At 58.5% G+C, this 14,847-nt stretch carries 27 protein-coding genes; 13 read left to right on the top strand and 14 right to left on the bottom strand.

The annotated features are described in order from the left end of the window. Positions 1-91: 91 nt before the first annotated feature. Entirely contained in the window at positions 92-319 is a 228-nt protein-coding gene (locus ACVHNU_RS11395) for a hypothetical protein (protein WP_473019760.1), read from the top strand. Here ACVHNU_RS11395 and ACVHNU_RS11390 read toward each other — a convergent pair. From ACVHNU_RS11390 to ACVHNU_RS11330, 13 genes are all read right to left on the bottom strand, one after another. After that, positions 298-678 (bottom strand): hypothetical protein, encoded by a 381-nt coding sequence (locus ACVHNU_RS11390; RefSeq protein WP_473019759.1) that lies wholly within the window; start codon positions 676-678, stop codon positions 298-300. The genes ACVHNU_RS11395 and ACVHNU_RS11390 overlap by 22 nt on opposite strands. 81 nt (positions 679-759) lie before the next feature. Continuing rightward, on the bottom strand, positions 760-1,224 hold the full coding sequence (locus tag ACVHNU_RS11385) for a hypothetical protein (protein WP_473019758.1): 465 nt from the start codon (positions 1,222-1,224) through the stop codon (positions 760-762). Then, the gene (locus tag ACVHNU_RS11380) at positions 1,221-1,463 is read right to left on the bottom strand and encodes a hypothetical protein (protein WP_473019757.1); all 243 of its coding nucleotides are present in this window, start codon (positions 1,461-1,463) and stop codon (positions 1,221-1,223) included. The genes ACVHNU_RS11385 and ACVHNU_RS11380 overlap by 4 nt, the downstream gene beginning before the upstream one ends. Before the next feature lie 7 nt (positions 1,464-1,470). After that, positions 1,471-2,034 carry a siphovirus Gp157 family protein gene (locus ACVHNU_RS11375; protein ID WP_473019756.1) on the bottom strand — a complete coding sequence of 188 codons (564 nt, stop codon included), beginning with the start codon at positions 2,032-2,034 and terminating at the stop codon, positions 1,471-1,473. Next, positions 2,031-2,768, bottom strand: a complete 738-nt coding sequence (locus tag ACVHNU_RS11370; RefSeq protein ID WP_473019755.1) for a hypothetical protein — start codon at positions 2,766-2,768, stop codon at positions 2,031-2,033. Before ACVHNU_RS11370 ends, ACVHNU_RS11375 begins: the two co-directional genes overlap by 4 nt. Next, the gene (locus ACVHNU_RS11365) at positions 2,765-3,859 is read right to left on the bottom strand and encodes a hypothetical protein (RefSeq protein WP_473019754.1); all 1,095 of its coding nucleotides are present in this window, start codon (positions 3,857-3,859) and stop codon (positions 2,765-2,767) included. The genes ACVHNU_RS11370 and ACVHNU_RS11365 overlap by 4 nt, the downstream gene beginning before the upstream one ends. A gap of 157 nt (positions 3,860-4,016) precedes the next feature. Further along, positions 4,017-4,142 carry a hypothetical protein gene (locus ACVHNU_RS11360; protein WP_473019753.1) on the bottom strand — a complete coding sequence of 42 codons (126 nt, stop codon included), beginning with the start codon at positions 4,140-4,142 and terminating at the stop codon, positions 4,017-4,019. After that, complete coding sequence (locus tag ACVHNU_RS11355; protein WP_473019752.1) at positions 4,139-4,327, bottom strand: hypothetical protein; 189 nt, start codon at positions 4,325-4,327, stop codon at positions 4,139-4,141. Before ACVHNU_RS11355 ends, ACVHNU_RS11360 begins: the two co-directional genes overlap by 4 nt. Continuing rightward, positions 4,324-4,518: a hypothetical protein gene (locus tag ACVHNU_RS11350; RefSeq protein WP_473019751.1), complete on the bottom strand. Its 195-nt coding sequence runs from the start codon at positions 4,516-4,518 to the stop codon at positions 4,324-4,326. Before ACVHNU_RS11350 ends, ACVHNU_RS11355 begins: the two co-directional genes overlap by 4 nt. Further along, positions 4,515-4,952, bottom strand: a complete 438-nt coding sequence (locus ACVHNU_RS11345) for a hypothetical protein (protein WP_473019750.1) — start codon at positions 4,950-4,952, stop codon at positions 4,515-4,517. The genes ACVHNU_RS11350 and ACVHNU_RS11345 overlap by 4 nt, the downstream gene beginning before the upstream one ends. Further along, on the bottom strand, positions 4,949-5,209 hold the full coding sequence (locus tag ACVHNU_RS11340; protein ID WP_223007868.1) for a hypothetical protein: 261 nt from the start codon (positions 5,207-5,209) through the stop codon (positions 4,949-4,951). Before ACVHNU_RS11340 ends, ACVHNU_RS11345 begins: the two co-directional genes overlap by 4 nt. Before the next feature lie 423 nt (positions 5,210-5,632). Next, positions 5,633-6,418: a hypothetical protein gene (locus ACVHNU_RS11335; protein ID WP_473019749.1), complete on the bottom strand. Its 786-nt coding sequence runs from the start codon at positions 6,416-6,418 to the stop codon at positions 5,633-5,635. Between the two features lie 65 nt (positions 6,419-6,483). Next, a complete protein-coding gene (locus ACVHNU_RS11330; RefSeq protein WP_473019748.1) occupies positions 6,484-6,663 on the bottom strand; it encodes a hypothetical protein in 180 nt (59 codons plus the stop codon). 490 nt (positions 6,664-7,153) lie between these two features. Here ACVHNU_RS11330 and ACVHNU_RS11325 point away from each other — a divergent pair, with 490 nt between their 5' ends. Continuing rightward, positions 7,154-7,468: a DUF1654 domain-containing protein gene (locus ACVHNU_RS11325; protein ID WP_473019747.1), complete on the top strand. Its 315-nt coding sequence runs from the start codon at positions 7,154-7,156 to the stop codon at positions 7,466-7,468. Positions 7,469-7,517: 49 nt separating this feature from the next. On the opposite strand, the gene ACVHNU_RS11320 is transcribed toward ACVHNU_RS11325, so the two are convergent. After that, positions 7,518-8,372 carry a S24 family peptidase gene (locus ACVHNU_RS11320; protein WP_473019746.1) on the bottom strand — a complete coding sequence of 285 codons (855 nt, stop codon included), beginning with the start codon at positions 8,370-8,372 and terminating at the stop codon, positions 7,518-7,520. Positions 8,373-8,468: 96 nt separating this feature from the next. Here ACVHNU_RS11320 and ACVHNU_RS11315 point away from each other — a divergent pair, with 96 nt between their 5' ends. The 11 genes from ACVHNU_RS11315 to ACVHNU_RS11265 all read left to right on the top strand — a co-directional run bounded on the left by ACVHNU_RS11315 (position 8,469) and on the right by ACVHNU_RS11265 (position 14,444). Next, complete coding sequence (locus ACVHNU_RS11315; protein ID WP_131671955.1) at positions 8,469-8,717, top strand: transcriptional regulator; 249 nt, start codon at positions 8,469-8,471, stop codon at positions 8,715-8,717. A 29-nt stretch (positions 8,718-8,746) separates the two neighbouring features. Then, the gene (locus tag ACVHNU_RS11310; RefSeq protein WP_039012569.1) at positions 8,747-8,947 is read left to right on the top strand and encodes a hypothetical protein; all 201 of its coding nucleotides are present in this window, start codon (positions 8,747-8,749) and stop codon (positions 8,945-8,947) included. 314 nt (positions 8,948-9,261) lie between these two features. Continuing rightward, positions 9,262-10,062, top strand: a complete 801-nt coding sequence (locus ACVHNU_RS11305) for a Rha family transcriptional regulator (protein WP_473019745.1) — start codon at positions 9,262-9,264, stop codon at positions 10,060-10,062. Further along, positions 10,062-10,844 (top strand): Pyocin large subunit-like protein, encoded by a 783-nt coding sequence (locus ACVHNU_RS11300; RefSeq protein WP_473019744.1) that lies wholly within the window; start codon positions 10,062-10,064, stop codon positions 10,842-10,844. Before ACVHNU_RS11305 ends, ACVHNU_RS11300 begins: the two co-directional genes overlap by 1 nt. Then, entirely contained in the window at positions 10,834-11,640 is an 807-nt protein-coding gene (locus tag ACVHNU_RS11295; RefSeq protein ID WP_473019743.1) for an ATP-binding protein, read from the top strand. Before ACVHNU_RS11300 ends, ACVHNU_RS11295 begins: the two co-directional genes overlap by 11 nt. Position 11,641: 1 nt before the next feature. Continuing rightward, complete coding sequence (locus tag ACVHNU_RS11290; RefSeq protein ID WP_473019742.1) at positions 11,642-12,133, top strand: hypothetical protein; 492 nt, start codon at positions 11,642-11,644, stop codon at positions 12,131-12,133. After that, positions 12,130-12,606: a hypothetical protein gene (locus ACVHNU_RS11285; protein ID WP_473019741.1), complete on the top strand. Its 477-nt coding sequence runs from the start codon at positions 12,130-12,132 to the stop codon at positions 12,604-12,606. Before ACVHNU_RS11290 ends, ACVHNU_RS11285 begins: the two co-directional genes overlap by 4 nt. After that, positions 12,603-13,001 carry a recombination protein NinB gene (locus ACVHNU_RS11280; RefSeq protein WP_473019740.1) on the top strand — a complete coding sequence of 133 codons (399 nt, stop codon included), beginning with the start codon at positions 12,603-12,605 and terminating at the stop codon, positions 12,999-13,001. Before ACVHNU_RS11285 ends, ACVHNU_RS11280 begins: the two co-directional genes overlap by 4 nt. Next, positions 13,001-13,168, top strand: coding sequence for a Z-ring associated ZapG family protein (locus ACVHNU_RS11275; protein ID WP_156497535.1), 168 nt, complete (start codon positions 13,001-13,003; stop codon positions 13,166-13,168). The genes ACVHNU_RS11280 and ACVHNU_RS11275 overlap by 1 nt, the downstream gene beginning before the upstream one ends. Next, a complete protein-coding gene (locus ACVHNU_RS11270; protein WP_473019739.1) occupies positions 13,165-13,767 on the top strand; it encodes a recombination protein NinG in 603 nt (200 codons plus the stop codon). The genes ACVHNU_RS11275 and ACVHNU_RS11270 overlap by 4 nt, the downstream gene beginning before the upstream one ends. Further along, the gene (locus ACVHNU_RS11265; protein ID WP_473019738.1) at positions 13,764-14,444 is read left to right on the top strand and encodes a hypothetical protein; all 681 of its coding nucleotides are present in this window, start codon (positions 13,764-13,766) and stop codon (positions 14,442-14,444) included. Before ACVHNU_RS11270 ends, ACVHNU_RS11265 begins: the two co-directional genes overlap by 4 nt. Positions 14,445-14,847 lie beyond the last annotated feature (403 nt).

Raw genomic sequence — 14,847 nt, 5'->3', positions numbered from 1 at the left:
CAGGCGCCGCCCTCCGTGACCGGTGGTGGCAATTTGGTTTGGGTTGGGGTATTACGGGTGACCGGCAAGGGGCCGGATCAGGGAGAAGAAGATGAATCTCAGCAGCAAGCCACAGGAAGAGCTCTCAGAACTATTGGAGCAAGGCGCCTCGATCGAAATTGCTGTGGGAGCCAGACCAATCGCAGAGCTGATCATGCTCGCTGTTCATGCGAAACAGGGTGGCGGACAGCTAATTCTGAAGGCGACGTCCAATATTGATCATCAGGGTTTTGTTTCCCTCTCCGTATACGGAAAAGGTCACATCCTGTTTAAGGACTGATCCTGGTCGACAACTTCGTCATCTTGCTCGCCGGGATGCTTGGCTAAGTGGAGCAGCCCGGCAGCTCTCAACTGTCGCGACACCTTTTCGGTAACAACATAAGGTGTCGTGACACAGCGAAGCATCTTTGCCTGCGTTTCGAAGTCGGCGGCGATCAGGTTCCGAAGCAGGTTCTGATACACCTCCTGCTGGTTGTTGAAGCCGTGGGCGGCCATGACCCGCTTGAGGTCAGGCTTGAAAACACCGGCCACTTCAACCGTAAACTTCTCGACGCCCAAAGCAGCGTCCTTTGCTGCCGCCTTCTCGCGCTTTTTCTTCTGCTTGATGGCTTCCTTCGTCGGCTCCTGTTCTTCGGCCATGGCCTACCTCTTCAATACCGCTGGCCGGCAAGTCCAGCCAGGTCTGTCGGCGGCGCGTGGCCGCCCGGTTGATGGTTCGTCTCACGCTGCAACCTTCACCTGATGCCAGGCGCCGGCGGCGTAGAACAGCTTCGCGGCTTGGGCTTCATCCATCGAAACCTCGTCCGGAATGGCGATCCAGCCTGACGCGACCAGATGGTTCGGGTTCGCGCTGTTGCGCAGCTCCAGGTAGTAATGCTCGATGGCGTCCGTCAGGCGCTCGACCTTGTAGATGCCCTCAGGCGAGATCTCGACCGACTTGATGTACTCGGCGCCGCGGTCGTCGCGACACATGGCGCCGATGTAGATCGTCCAGCGGTAGGAGAAGTCGAAGATCGCGTTGGCGATCGCCAAACTGCGGATCTGTTTGCAGCTCTTCCAGTTCGCCATGATCTGGCTTCCGCTGGGGTCGATATTTACCACCGCGACGTGGTTGGTGCGCAGTAGAGCTCGGCAACTGCGTTCGGCCCGGGCAAAACCATTGTTGGGTTTGCGTTTCGACTTCATAGCGAGTCCGCCATTTTGCGCAGCGCCTTGCGGTCGGCGGCCGATATCGGCTTCGGGCGCCGCTTGAGGACCGTTTCAGGGTCTATTCGAGTCGAGCGGGGCGGTGGCAGCGGATTGCGCGGCGGACTTTTCAGTTGGTCGATCCGCCCGCCAGCGGCGAGGTACTGGGCAACCTGCGCCGATATCGCCTCGGCACTTTGTCGCTGCTGCTCGACCAGGTTGAGGTGGTTGCTGATCATGCTGGCCTCACTTGATCCGGATCGAGCTGTCGCCGCGCTCCAAATGCGCGTAGGCAGGTTCTTCGATCAGTTCGTGTTCTGCGTCTTCGCCGGCGGCCATGCGCTTTCGCACAGCTTCGTTGTGCTCGCGAATTTCCTTGAGCTTGGCGGCGATCGCGTTCTTGTCAGGAGTGATGCTGGTGCTGACCGCTGTGAGCTCGTCCGGCACCGCGTCCTCGTTGTCGACGATGACCTTCTCCTTTCCCAGTGCCAGGGTGATGGTGAACAGCGGGCGCTTGATCGACTTGAGGTTGGCCGCTTCCATGTTCCGACGCAGGTAATCGCTGATCTGCGCAACGCTGTTGGACTTGATGCGCTTGAGCTCTTTCAGGCGCTCAATCTCCGTGTCTATGGCGGTTACGTCGCTTTCGATGTTGCGGCGCAGCATGACGATGTTGTCGGCCTTCACCTCAAACTCGCCTTGGATCTCGTCCATTGCGTGCTGCAGGGCTTCTTTCAGGCCCTCGTCGTCGGTGTCTGCCATTCCCTGAAGTTCGGCGAGTTTGCCGGTCAGTGCGTATAGCTGGGTCATGCTGCATTCTCCTTGCCAGGCTCAAGTGCCGCTTTGCGCTCTTCAAAAGCGCGAGTGATTCGGCCGATGAATGTCGGCTCGTTGCGGCGGGTCGCCTCGCGGATGTATTTCACGTTCAGCATCTTCAGTTCGTGGGCGGTGACGGCCTTGCCCATCGTTTCCACCGCAGAATTCAGCCAGTCCAGTCGCTCCTGCTTCTGACGAAGGATCTCGGCGTCCTTGTCCACTGCCTGCTCGATCGCCTGTTCTTCCTTAAGCTGCTCGACGTAGGTCTCATCATCGAACAATCCAAGGAACACATCCGCGCTGAACCCAAGCATGGAAAGTGCTTTCTTGATTGCGTCAGTCAGCGACTTCTTCGGCGCCTCGCCATCGGTGGTCATGCCATAGCTGGTCTTGTACTGGTACCGAGTGCAGCCGTATTGCTCGATCTCGCCGCGCTGGCCGTCCTGCATGAACCAGAGAGCAATTTTCAGCGTGTGCCCGATCTCGCGACCGATGCAGGTACGCTTATCGCCTTCGCCGGTAAAGATTTCATGGCCGTCATCGAACCGCTCTTCGATGATTTTCCAGCCCCAGCCGATGCCAACCGGGCCGAACAGCTCGGTGGCCTTCATAACCATCGCGGTGCCGCTCAGGCTGGTGATGTCCTGGCCGTTCACCTTGGCTTTTTTGGTGAACCGGGTGTCTGTCTTCTCGACCTGGGACCAAATCTGCATGTTCGTGGACATCACTTGTTCCTCCAGTCGTCAGCGCGCTTGACCAGCTCCTTGAAGGAAGCTGCCGGCAGCCTGCTCATATATTTCTTGTTGTCGCGATACCATTCTTCCAGCGCCGCTTTCGGCGTCTGGATGGCAACGACGTGGGCGACCTGTTGCTTGTATGAGGTCGAGTTCGAAACTTGAGAGTGAAAGGTTCTGCTCACCACCACGGTGTTGGTCATGCCTTGCTTGACCAGACTGTTCAGCTCTTCCTGGGATTGAACGGCGATTGCGCCAGGATGTTTCTGCTGGAACAGTTTGTAGCAAGCTTCTTTCACAAGCTCAGTGCTGCCGTACTCGACGTACTCGACATCGGGAATGCCGGCCTCAATCATCGTTGCCACGTCTTCCAGCCGCTCAGTGTCGATCCAGGCGTTCTTCGAGACCTGTTTCAGGTCCCAGCCGCACACGGTTTGACGATCACGCTCAAGCTGCAGGTGTTCAGGAAGGATGTCGTAGCCGTAGGTCAGCTCGGTGTCGCACACGAAGAGCGTGCCGACGTAAAGCTTCCCGGGGCGGGATGGCAGAATATGGCCGTATTTTGTGCCGATTACGTCACTCATCGGTGGTTGCATCCGCAGGCACATGCTGCGAATTTCGGCCTCGTCATCTTCGGTAAGCCCCGAAACTATGAATTCAACGCCCTGATTCTGGCGGTGAGCCGGTGTCTCGTTGATGCACAGCACCTCTGCATCGAACTGATCGCTATGCCGGAACTCGGGCACCCACTGCTTATTCCCGTTGAGAACCTTCACGTCGTAACCATTGCGGGTTAGCACCAGTAGGGCAATTTTGTAGCCTTCGCCAAAGCTGCCGATGGCATCAGTCCGGTCTGTTTTGGTGGTGCTGCCCAGCACAAGTGTGCTGGCTTCGAGTCTTGCAAATCGGCTGGTGATGAAAAGCTGGCGATCGGCGAAGGCGTATTCGAACGGCGATTCACTATCCAGAGCGTTCTGGACAAGCTCCCGAATTGCCTCTTTCAAGCCCCAGTGCCGGACGTAATCACGGGAGAGGGGAAGTTCGTAGGACTTGGAACGGATGCGATCTGCAATTGCTGCGAGCATGACGGTCTCCCGCGCCATCCTTGCGGGGCGCTGAAATTTTAGTGTTATTGACTGATGCGATCGGCGAGGGCGCTGAGCAGCATCAGGAAGGTGAAAACGCCGAGGGAGGAGAACGCGCCGCGCCAGATGATCAGACGGCGCGCCCATTGGCGGCTGGTCACTGGAACGCTTTGTAGGTGGTCGACTGCGGCGGCTGGCATGTGCTGGAGGAATCGCGCGCCACGTTGTAGCTGGCCATCACGATCAGCAAGCCGCCGGCGAGAACCCAAAACATGATCTTCATGGCCGAGCCCTCACCACGATTCGGCCATCCTGCAGGGACGACTCCAAGTGTTTTGGCAGCCTGGCCACAGGAAACTCCCGAGGAGCCAGCTCTTCCGGAACAGCAACGAATCCAAGCACCTGAAGCTTTCGGTCAATGTCCTCGACCAGTTCGTCGATCAGGCTTTTTACCGGTGGCGTGGTCATGCTGCCAGCTCCTTGCGCTGCCGACTGATCTTCAGCAGGCGGGCGCTGTAGTGTTTGAATTCTTCTGCGGTGATGGCGTTGGCCGTGAAGTGCTGGATGATCAGCCCCTCGGCCAGGGTTTCGTCGATCTGGCGGGCGCCGGCGTGTTCAGCAGCCTCCAGCGCCTGATCGATGGCGATGTGTGCGCTCATAGATCGCTGTCCACGTCGTCTTCTGCCGCTTCGCGCTCGGCGGTCACCGCATCGGCGGCGTGCGGGCGCAGGAAGTTGGCGGCGATCGCCTCCAGTTGAGCGACCGGGCTGTTACTGCCCAATAGGTGCTTGGCGTATGTCAGCGCCTCGGCTTGGCTGCCAACCACGACGGCCAGCACCAGGTTGGCGAACGAGTCACGATCATCCAGCCCGTCGATCTGCCGCTGATTCAGGTGATGCTGCAGGTGTTCGGCGTACTCCGCCGAGGTCACCTTCCGCACCGGGCCAAACCGGCGCTTCCATTCAACATCCGAGCCGCACACCAGCTCTTCGGCGGCGCTTTCCAGCCATTCCCGCTGATCGTCTGGCTCGCTCACCGCCGGAGGCAACTGCGCGTCGTACATGGCCTGACAGAGTTTCAGTGCTGCGTTCATGGCTGTGTCCTCGATGCCTGCGCTCGGTAACGGCGCATGAGTCCGTCAGTGAGGCGTTTGATGATTCTTGGATAGCGGTCGGGGTGATGCAGGCGGCAGGGCAATTCCTCACGCCCCCACATCTCGTGGTCGCAGTAATCGCAATCGCAGTGCTTATTCAGCAGGGCGCGTGCTTCGGCCTTACAGGCTGCGCGGAGCGTGAACCACCGGCGTCCACCGCCACGGAATACTTCGGCGCTTTCGGTCGTGACGTTCATGGTCGCCTCCAAAGTGGCGGGTATTGATCCAACAAAACTCGGATGCACTCATTCGCTCCGCTGGTTGCCGTTGGGCGCGGAGGGGAGTGCATTCGGGATTGGTCGGGGAGGGGATGCCGGTTACGTCTCCGGCGCCAGCCTCTGCTGGCCGTGGCCCAGGGTTTTGAGTCCCTGTGCTACTGGGCTCTACGGGACTTGATGCAGGCGACCGGAGCTGATCCCGGCATATGGGTAGATTATTCCGCTACCCCATCAAGCGGTGTCGGCGCATCAGCCTGCGCATTCATCCGCATCGGGGTGTGATCTGCATGACGTTTGCCTGACATTGCTCTCACGCAGCCAGACGGTACTCAGATCACACCCCGATGCGCTCTCATAGAGAGGATCGGGCAGTTAACGACAGGCTGTCGTGGCGCTGATTGTTCAGTCGTAGATGCCGTAGCTCAGGTCATCTGTGTCGCAGTCGATCAACAGAATGGCGTTCCCGAAGTACAGGGACGCCAACATACGCTCCCACTTCGAATACACCTGCATGTCGATGGCGATCTTCTTGTCGTCCAGCTTGGCGCTGTAGACTTCACCAAACGCCATGTTCGGTTTCCAGCGGTCACCGGTTTCACGCTCGCCCTTGATACTGACGTGCAGTGCGTGTTTCAGGCTGTAGTTGCTGCGCGCGGAAGACGAGTAATGGCTGCTCCGGAAACTGTCTTCCGGCTCTGGATCGAAGTAGATGTGGATCGTCTTGTGGGAATAGCTGCCGTCGCCTTCTTCGACGCGAATTTCCGGACGCTCCCATCCGCCTTCGGCGGCGTTCTCTTTGTGGCGCTCCACGAATTCGTCGAGCAGTGTCTTCAGCGAAACCTCGCCAGTCAGCAGCCCCTCACCGGTGAGCACATCAGCTATGGACTTTTCGGCGCGCTCCAAGATGAGCGAACCCATGGCCGCCTGTTCCCAGCGCTGGCCCAGGGCGTTGGCGACGAGGGCGTTGTAGCGCTGAAGCTCGAACATGTCGGTGACGTTAGCCGGCAGTGCGGACTTGACGGCTTCCTTGATTGCCCCGCCGAAGTCGCCGTAGGAGCGAAAAGTGTCACTCACAACTTCTTTGAACAACTTATCGATGCCCTCGTCGATCAGCTCGCGAGGTCGATCAGAAAGGGCGTAGGTGCTGACGCGTTCGGCCAGCAGTTGCTGAAGCGTTTGTTCGCTCATTTGATGCTCCGTGCTTGATCGGTTGATTTCCCGTCTGGCCCTGTCGCCAAGGCCAGCCAGTGAAATCAGTCGTTGAACCCTGGCTTTTCACCGAGGCGCTTTTTGCGCTCAGCCACCAGAGCCTCTGCATAGTCAAATGCGTTAACAGCGACCTCATCAGGGGAAAGAGGCGTCTGGTTCGCCAGCAGGCCGAGCATTGCTGCGATGGCGATGCCTTCTTTGTCTTCAAATTCAGCGCGAGTCATGTTGTTGCTCCGTTCGGTTGTTTTCCCAATGCACCCGTCACCAGGTGCATCAGTGAAAAATTCCGCTGATCCTTCGGCGCTACTGGCGCGGTACAGATCGATTCAAATTGTTCCTCCAGCCGCGGGCCTTTCGGCTTGTTCTCCCGCTGGATAACTGCTTTCGACGTTTTACGCTGCACGCCCGGGTCAGTTGCCAACCCTCTGAACCGTTGAGGCCGGTTCATCGCTGCCTTCGAATCTGGGCCGGTGGTGATCCGGCAAGGGGTGTCGCTAAAGAGCGGCGGGTCTGTTGAGGCCCTTCGCAGTGGCTGTGTGTCGCTGCGATGGGTGAACGATAAGCCAATGCCTAATCTCTGTAAATAGGTAATGCCTAATTATTTTCATGATTTTTTTCTGCGCGTGAACTGGTCGGGAAGGGATTGCTTTTCCAAGGTAAGCCGTTAAGCTTCGCCTAACCTGTATGGATATACAGCATTGTTCAGGAGGTTTTATGGCGCAGCAAAGCAATAAGAAAGAGTCAGGAATTCGACCGATGCACTCGATGGAGCGGCTTCAGCTGCGCGTGTCGTCGATGATCAATCACCCGATCGCCCAAGAGCGGCGCGAAGTGCGGATCCATCGGCTTGACACGGACGGGGAGAGGGAGTGGTCGGAAATACTGGGCGCATTATCTGAAGCCGACGGCATCGCTATGACGCGTCACAATGAAGACGACTCTGTCACGCTGCGCTGGGAGCCCTCATCAGAAGAGGAACGGATGGTGCCGGTAGAAGAAGAGCCTGCAATGGAAGAGGCGCCTTTCTAAAAGACACAAAAAAGCCCGCTCATTCGGCGGGCTTTTGCATGATCGGGCGCTATACCAAGTTCGCATTCCAAACCAGCAGAACACGCGCCTGAATGTACGTCTCCTCGAGCCAGATGTCCTCTGCTTTGTGCTTGCGGTTGTCAGAAATCATCTTGAATTTATCCTTTCCCTTCATCTGCAGGCGCTTGATGTACTGAAAGCCCTGGTACGAGAAAAAGTAAATTCCATCACCGATGAAATCCTTGACGCTTATGTCCACGAGCAGCGGGTCGCCGTGCTTGATCGTAGGCGCCATCGACTGTCCCCAGCCGGTGATCATTTTCAGGTGGAAGTGTTCTTTGAACTCGACACCCATTGCGCGCAGTTGGGAAGGGCTGACGCGCACATCCTGTAGCAGCTCGGGGTAGTCGTGATTGACCTCGCCGCCCCCCATCGCCCCACGAATGTCATAGTGGGCAATCCAGACCTCATCGCCGACCTTGCCGGGCCGATAGGCGTCCTGCACCAGGGCGCCGCCTGATTCTTCGAGCGCGTCGTTCTCGGCGATCGCGAGCAACCTCGTCAACTTGCCTTCGTCGAGCCTTTTGCCGGCCAGCATCGCGCGAAACTTATCGGCAGCAGTCGATCCTGTTTCAGGCTCTTCGACAACAAGCCCATTTCCCAATCCTTCGCCGAGGCTTTCATACGTGAAGCCTGGCCGCATTCCCCAGTGGGAAGGGCCAACTACGTCTGAGAAATATGCGATCACGTCCATCAGTTTGGACTTGTCGATCCTGCCGTTTTTCACCCACCCCTGTACCGACGGAGGCTTCACGGAGAAGTCGTCTGCGAGCTGTTTCTTGGATACGCCTTTGGCGATCCGCGCGGCCTCGATGGCGGCGCCTAATTCTGGGCCGGTAAGCATTGCCTAATTTAGCCTTTCGAACAGTTGGTTAGGCAATGGCTTGTTTGAGATAAGGTAATGCCTTATATTCATCGCAACATCTCCAGGAGAGAACTCATGAAACCAGCAGAAGCAGCCAAAGAAGCATCCCGCTTGCTCGGCAGCCAAGCGGAAATGGCGCGCCGCCTGCGGGTTGCTGCGCCAACAGTGAACCAGTGGTGTTCCGGAGAGCGCGCCGTTCCTGCCAAGCGCGCGATCGAAATCGAGGCATTGACCGGAGGCGCAGTTGATCGCGCCGACCTCTGCCCATCTTTTCCTTGGGCGCAGATCCAGTCTGCGCCCAGCCAAGCACTTTCAGCTGCATAACCAATTTCAACAGCCAGGAGCATCGAAGCATGTACATGGACCCCAATCAAAAGCGCGCCATCCCGGTGAAGGTTCGATTCGAACCAGTGCTTGATCGGATTCTGCGTAAAGCCGCGACCAAAACCCGTATGCAGCATGCCACCTACCTCTACGAAATCATCGAGTGGGCAGTGGCCAATGGCGTGATCGAGGAACTCATGCAGGACAAACAAGAAGATATCGCGGGCTGAAGCCCCTTTGGAGGGCCAAATGACCGTAGAGCTTGAAAGGCTGCCTCCGCGTACTCGACAGCGAGTGGAGGAACTGATGCGCGTAAACGGCTGGAGCTTCAGCCGTGCGATCAACGAAATGACGGAAACCGCCATCGCGAGTGGGGCGCTTTCCGAGGTGGGAAGGAAGAAGGCGCCAGTCCTTCAACTGGTGACCCCAATGAGGGCCTCTAGCAGGGACTCTTCGGGGTAATCCAGAGGGCCTCTGCCAAATTCGAGACGAAAAAAAGCCGGGGTAGTGACCCGGCTCTCTTAAAACGCTTGTGGAGCAAATCATGCACCAATCAATCCAAACGATCAATACCCCGGCCAGTGTCGCGACACAATTTGGCAACGGTGAAAACGTGTCGCGTGAAAAAATGAGCAGCTTCGACTTGCTCGACCTGGTCAACGCGGCCCGAAAGGAATTTGGCGAAAGCGAAGTTCGTCGCAATGATTTCACCGCGCGGTGCCGCGACGAGCTGGACGGCGAATACTACGAAACTTTCGTAGTAAGGAATCAGCGCGGCCCAGCCTCTGAGGCGTTGATGCTGACCAAGGATCAGTGCCTTTTGATCTCGATGCGGGAATCGAAAGCAGTTCGCCGCTCGGTCGTCTCCAAGATCAATGCTCTGTCTCAGCCACGCGAACTCTCCCGCATGGATCTTATCCAGATCGCGTTCGAAGCTGAGCAGCAGCGCCTGCAACTGACAATCCAAGTCGAAGCCCAAGCCTCGAAAATCCACTCCATGGAGAACCTGTTCAAGGAAGGGATGACGCACACCCAATTCTGCAAGGGCCTCAATGGGGTCAACGTCATGCAGGTGGGCAAGTTCCTCGAAGGTCGCAACTGGCTCTACAACGAGAGCAAATCCGGGCTGCGCTTCCGTGTGGCGTCATACGCCCGCGACAAGTACATGACCGAGCATCAGCACGAAGTCACTCCCCACGGCAAAGAGCCGTTCGTTTCCTTCACGCCCGTCCTGCTCAAGAAGGGCGCCGTGCGCCTGTACGACCTGTACCTGGCCGGCGAGCTGCCAATGAAGAAGACCTGGGACGGGCTGTTCACCCATGACAAAGCACTGAGGGCCGCGTAATGGCCGGGGACTGGATCAAAATGCGAATCGACCTTCAGACACATCCGAAAGTTTTCCGCATGGTGTCCGCATTGAAAGCGGACAGACTTCGGATCATTGGCGGACTGCACATTGCGTGGAGCATCTTCGACACCCATTCCGACGACGGTGTGCTGCACGGCTACAGCGTCGATGCGATGGATGCAGTGGTTGGCTGGCCGGGCTTTACCCAGGCCATGATCGAGGTTGAATGGGCGTCTATTCAGGACGACGGAAGCCTTGTAATGCCCCGCTTTGACGAGCACAACGGAGCCAGTGCAAAGCGCCGGGCCAACGACAGCGAGCGCAAGCGTAACGACCGCAAAAACAACTCTGTCCGCAATGTGTCCGCAAGCGATGCGGACAAATCTCGGACCAGAGAAGAGAAGAGAAGAGAAGAGAAGAAAGAGCAAGATCAAAAGCATGGTGCTGGCGCACCGGCGAAGTCTGGCAAATTCGATCCGCTCACTGCCAAGCCCGAGAACGTGTCCGAAAAGGCTTGGGCCGACTGGTGCCAGCATCGTAAGGAAATCCGCAAGCCGCTGACCGCCAAGAGTTGTGAGCAGCAGGCCAAGGCACTGCTGGGTCATGCTGCGCCGGACCAGGTGCTCGCCACCTCGATCTCCAACGGTTGGACCGGCATCTTCCCGGACAAGGTCGCCAGCAACGTGCACCCGTTCCCGCAATCCCGCCACACCGGCTTCGCCGATCGCGATTACACATCAGGCCTGAAGATGCGGGAGGACGGCAGCTATGCGCTCTGAGCCAGTCCAAGCCACGCCGGAACTGCCGCCGGGCACTCGCATTCAGCCAGCCGAGTGCGAAACCCACGGCGCTTACGAGCAGCGGGTTTTCTCCGTGCTGAACAGGGAGCTCAGGAGTAACTGCCCTGAGTGCACTCGCATCGCCCGCGAGAAGTCCGAAGCCGCTGAGCAGGCCAACAAAGCGATGGAGCTGCGCATGTCTCTCGCTCGCAAGCTGGGCGATGCGCTGATCCCGAAACGCTTTAGCACTCGCACCCTGGGTAACTACCAGGCCGAGAACGACGGCCAGCGTAAGGCCCTTCGGTTCTGCCAGCACTACGTGCAGATCTTTGACGAGATCCTCAAGACGGGACGCTGCATGGTGCTGATCGGCAAGCCCGGTACCGGAAAAACGCACCTCGGCGCTGGCATGGCCAACGAGCTGCTGCACAACACGTCTCGCACGGCCGTGTACCGCACTGTGGGCGCAATCCTTCAGGCAATCCGCTCCACGTACGACAAGCACAGCGAACGCAGCGAGGCCGAGATTCTGTCGAGCCTGATCGATCCCGATCTGCTGGTGCTGGACGAGGTGGGCGTGAGCAAGGAGCAGCCGAGCGACTTCGAGCTGACGACCCTGTTCGCAATCATCAACGGCCGATACGAGCAGGAGCGCCCGACGGTGGTGATCTCCAACCTCGAAGCCAGCCAGTTGCCGGCCGCCATGGGTGACCGCTGCGTCGACCGTTTGCGCGAGGGCGGAATGATCGTGGTCCCGTTCGATTGGGAATCGCAACGCGGCAAGGAGGGTTTCTGACATGACCATCGATAAACAAAAACTCCAGAAGCTGCTGTGGGCCGAAGCCGCGTCATTCCGTGCCGACTGCGCTGACTGGAAGCGCAACACCGAGGCGCTGCAGGAATTCCTCGGGGAGAAGACCGTGGAGGAGGTGGCGCTTGAGCTGCTGGCCGAGAACGAGCGGCTGAAGACGCTGCGTAGCACAACCGAGCGAGATCTTGCGCAAGAGCTTGAGGTTTGGAAGCACGGTCCATCCTGCTGGAATTGCGGAGATACAGGTGACGTGCATGACATGGTCGGCGAATGGCGTGGCCAGTGCGATTGCAACGCAGCCAAGTTGATTGATGTTTCCAGCGAGCGCGACCAGCTCAAGGCTGAGAATGAGGCGCTGCGCAAAGCGATCGCCGACATCGAGGGCGCGCTGGAGCGTGAATACTGGAGTGAGTACGCCGGACTAGAAGAGACTCGCGCCATTCTCGACGCCACCCTGAGCAAGGAGGTGCAGCCATGAATCCGCTGATCGTTCGGCAGATGCAACCTTGCCCGGTGAGCTGCGTTTCAACGTGCCTCGCGATGCTTGCCGGTCGACCTGCTGCTGAGGTCATCGACGAGTTGCACAAGTCTTACCGCGAGGGCGAATTGACCATGCGCGAAATGCTCGAATACCTCGGGATCAAATACACGGCGTTTTTCAGTGTCGACAACCCGCCGCTGGCGGACGAGGGCGTTTATCTCTGCACGGCGCCGTCGCTCAATATCGAGGCTGGCAATCACCAGATCCTGATTGAGGTGACCGATGAGGGTTACTTCGTGATCGACCCGGTCCAAGGCCGCGAGGATCGCAAGTATTACGTGCCGCGCGGCCAGGGCAACGGTGATCCGCTCGCAATCGATCTCGGAGGGTTCGTCGTCGATGCGTTCGTCTCACGTTCCCACCTGGTGGAGAAATACACGAACGCTATGGCGACGGAGGTTGCGGCATGAACGAGTTCGCAATTCGCAGCCAGCGCGATATCAGCCGCCTCATGGGCGTCCTCCACGCCACCGATTTCACCAAGCCGAAAATCGTGGTCATCAAGGACGAGAAACGCCCTGACGTCTGCAACCGCAAGATGTGGGCAATGCTCAAGGACGTATCCGAGCAGGTCATCTGGCACGGCAAAAAGCTGAGCAGTGAAGACTGGAAGTGCCTTTTCAGTGCCTCGCTGGAGAAGCAGCGCGCGGAGCCTGGTCTCGACGGTGGCTTCGTCGTGATGGCCGTATCGACCCGCAAGCAGTCGCTGAAGTGGTTCAGCGATCTGTTCGAGCTGATGCATGCCTTCGGTGCCGAACATGACGTGCGCTGGACAGAGCAGGACAAGTGGGGAGGGCGGTATTGATGACTCCAGCAGAGCAATTCTGGATTGTGATTTTCCTCTCCTTGGTTGTCGGGGTGATTGCTGGGCATTTCATCGAGCGCCGCCGCAAGCAATCGCTCGCAGAGTTCGAACGCAAGCGCAAAGCCCGAAAGGAAGAAGTAGAGCGAGCTGCAAGGAAAGCACTATGAACCTCACTGTGAAGCGGTCCCGCCCGAAGAAATGCCGAGTCGCCGAATGCCGAGCCACATTCGTCCCTGCGCAGCCATTTCAAACCTGGTGTTCGCCTGACTGTGCAGTAGCGATCATCCGTCAGCGACAGGAGAAGCAGCGCAAGTCGTTCGCCCAGCGCGAACGCCGCGAGATCCAGGTGCGCAAGGAGAAGCTGAAGAGCAGGGCGGATCACCTGCGCGAGGCCCAGGCCGCAGTGAACGAATACGTCCGCCTGCGTGACGCACATCAGCCGTGCATCAGCTGCGACTCGATGCCGAACGACAACGACCTGATGACGGGCAGCCGCTGGGACGCTGGGCACTACCGATCCGTCGGCGCCTGTCCTGAGCTGCGCTTCGAACCCCTGAACATTCACCGCCAGTGCGTGAAGTGCAACCGCAACCTGTCCGGAAACGCGGTCGAATACCGCATCCGGTTGGTTCTGCGCATCGGCGCCGAAACCGTGGCATGGCTCGAAGGGCCTCATGAGCCCCGCAAGTACACCGTCGAAGAAATCAAAACCATCAAGGCTGAATACAGGGCCAAGACCCGCGAACTGAAGAGGGCTGCAGCATGAACTACCACAATGTGATTTCCGCAGTAGTCCGGGCCTTGGCCGCCGAGACGATCAACAGTTCCGGCGGATGCAACGTCGAGCCCCGGGTGCAGGCCAGCAAGCTCAAGGGCGAGATATCCGGGAAGGATGCCGCGCTGTTGGCTGACTGCATCGTGCACAAGCTCCTGCACGCCCAGCTTTCCCCGAGGCACTGGAACGCCCTGGTCGCGAAGTACAGCACCCACCGTGGCCGCAAGATCGACTCCATCGGCCGGCTGGTCGCCGTGGTGAAGACCCCAGCACCGCAGCGCTTTACGCAACAGGCCGTTCTGGTTTGGGCGGTACCGCAGCAGGTGAGGGGCATTCAGCGCGCGGTAACCCAGATCAAGGCGCCGAAGCACCGGGAGAACAAGGAGGAGGGGCAGTGGGATTGGCGCAACGCGGCAGCAGACGCTGACGTTGCCAGGGCCAACAAGCATGCGCGCGCCGTAGCAGAGGAAAAGCCAGGCGAGATGATCGTCCTGGCCGACTCGAACTACGACATGACGAATTGGGATTCCCAAGGGCTTACAGAGCGCACTTACCAGCGCTGGAACAAGGCCATCAAGGACGGGCTGGAGTCACTTGTGAACGAGGCTCTGGTCGAGGCGCAACACATGCTTGAAGCAGTCGGAGTGCTGGAAAGCGAGGCGGCCTAAAAAAGGGCCTCAAAAGGGCTTGCAATGTCATGTCGCCATGTCGCATTATTCACCCATCCTGTCATTCCTGCGCGTGTAGGACTGACGAAAGAAACCCGGCCACCGTGCCGGGTTTTTTATTGCCTCGAATTTACCTGTAGCCAGGGCAGCCTTCGGGAAGGCCTGGACGTCGATAGCCGGATAGTGCGACGCACGGATCAACGCCGGCAGCCCGTGCACTCTGACCTCACAATGCTTTCAGGGTGGCGCGAGACAGGAACAGCGAGATCGATGCAAAGGGGCGTCGACGCTGGGAAAGTCTTTGGCCGACAGCTCGGAAAGACGAGCGCACCTATTCAGGGCCTCTGCATTCGCTGAGGCTTTTTCGTTTTCGGCTCCCCACACCCATAGCCCCGAGCTGGGA

The sequence above is a fragment of the Pseudomonas sp. Ors-4-3C genome (genome assembly GCF_055755035.1).
The sequence above is the reverse complement of the archived record's forward strand: the minus strand, read 5'-3'. Positions and strand labels throughout refer to the sequence as shown.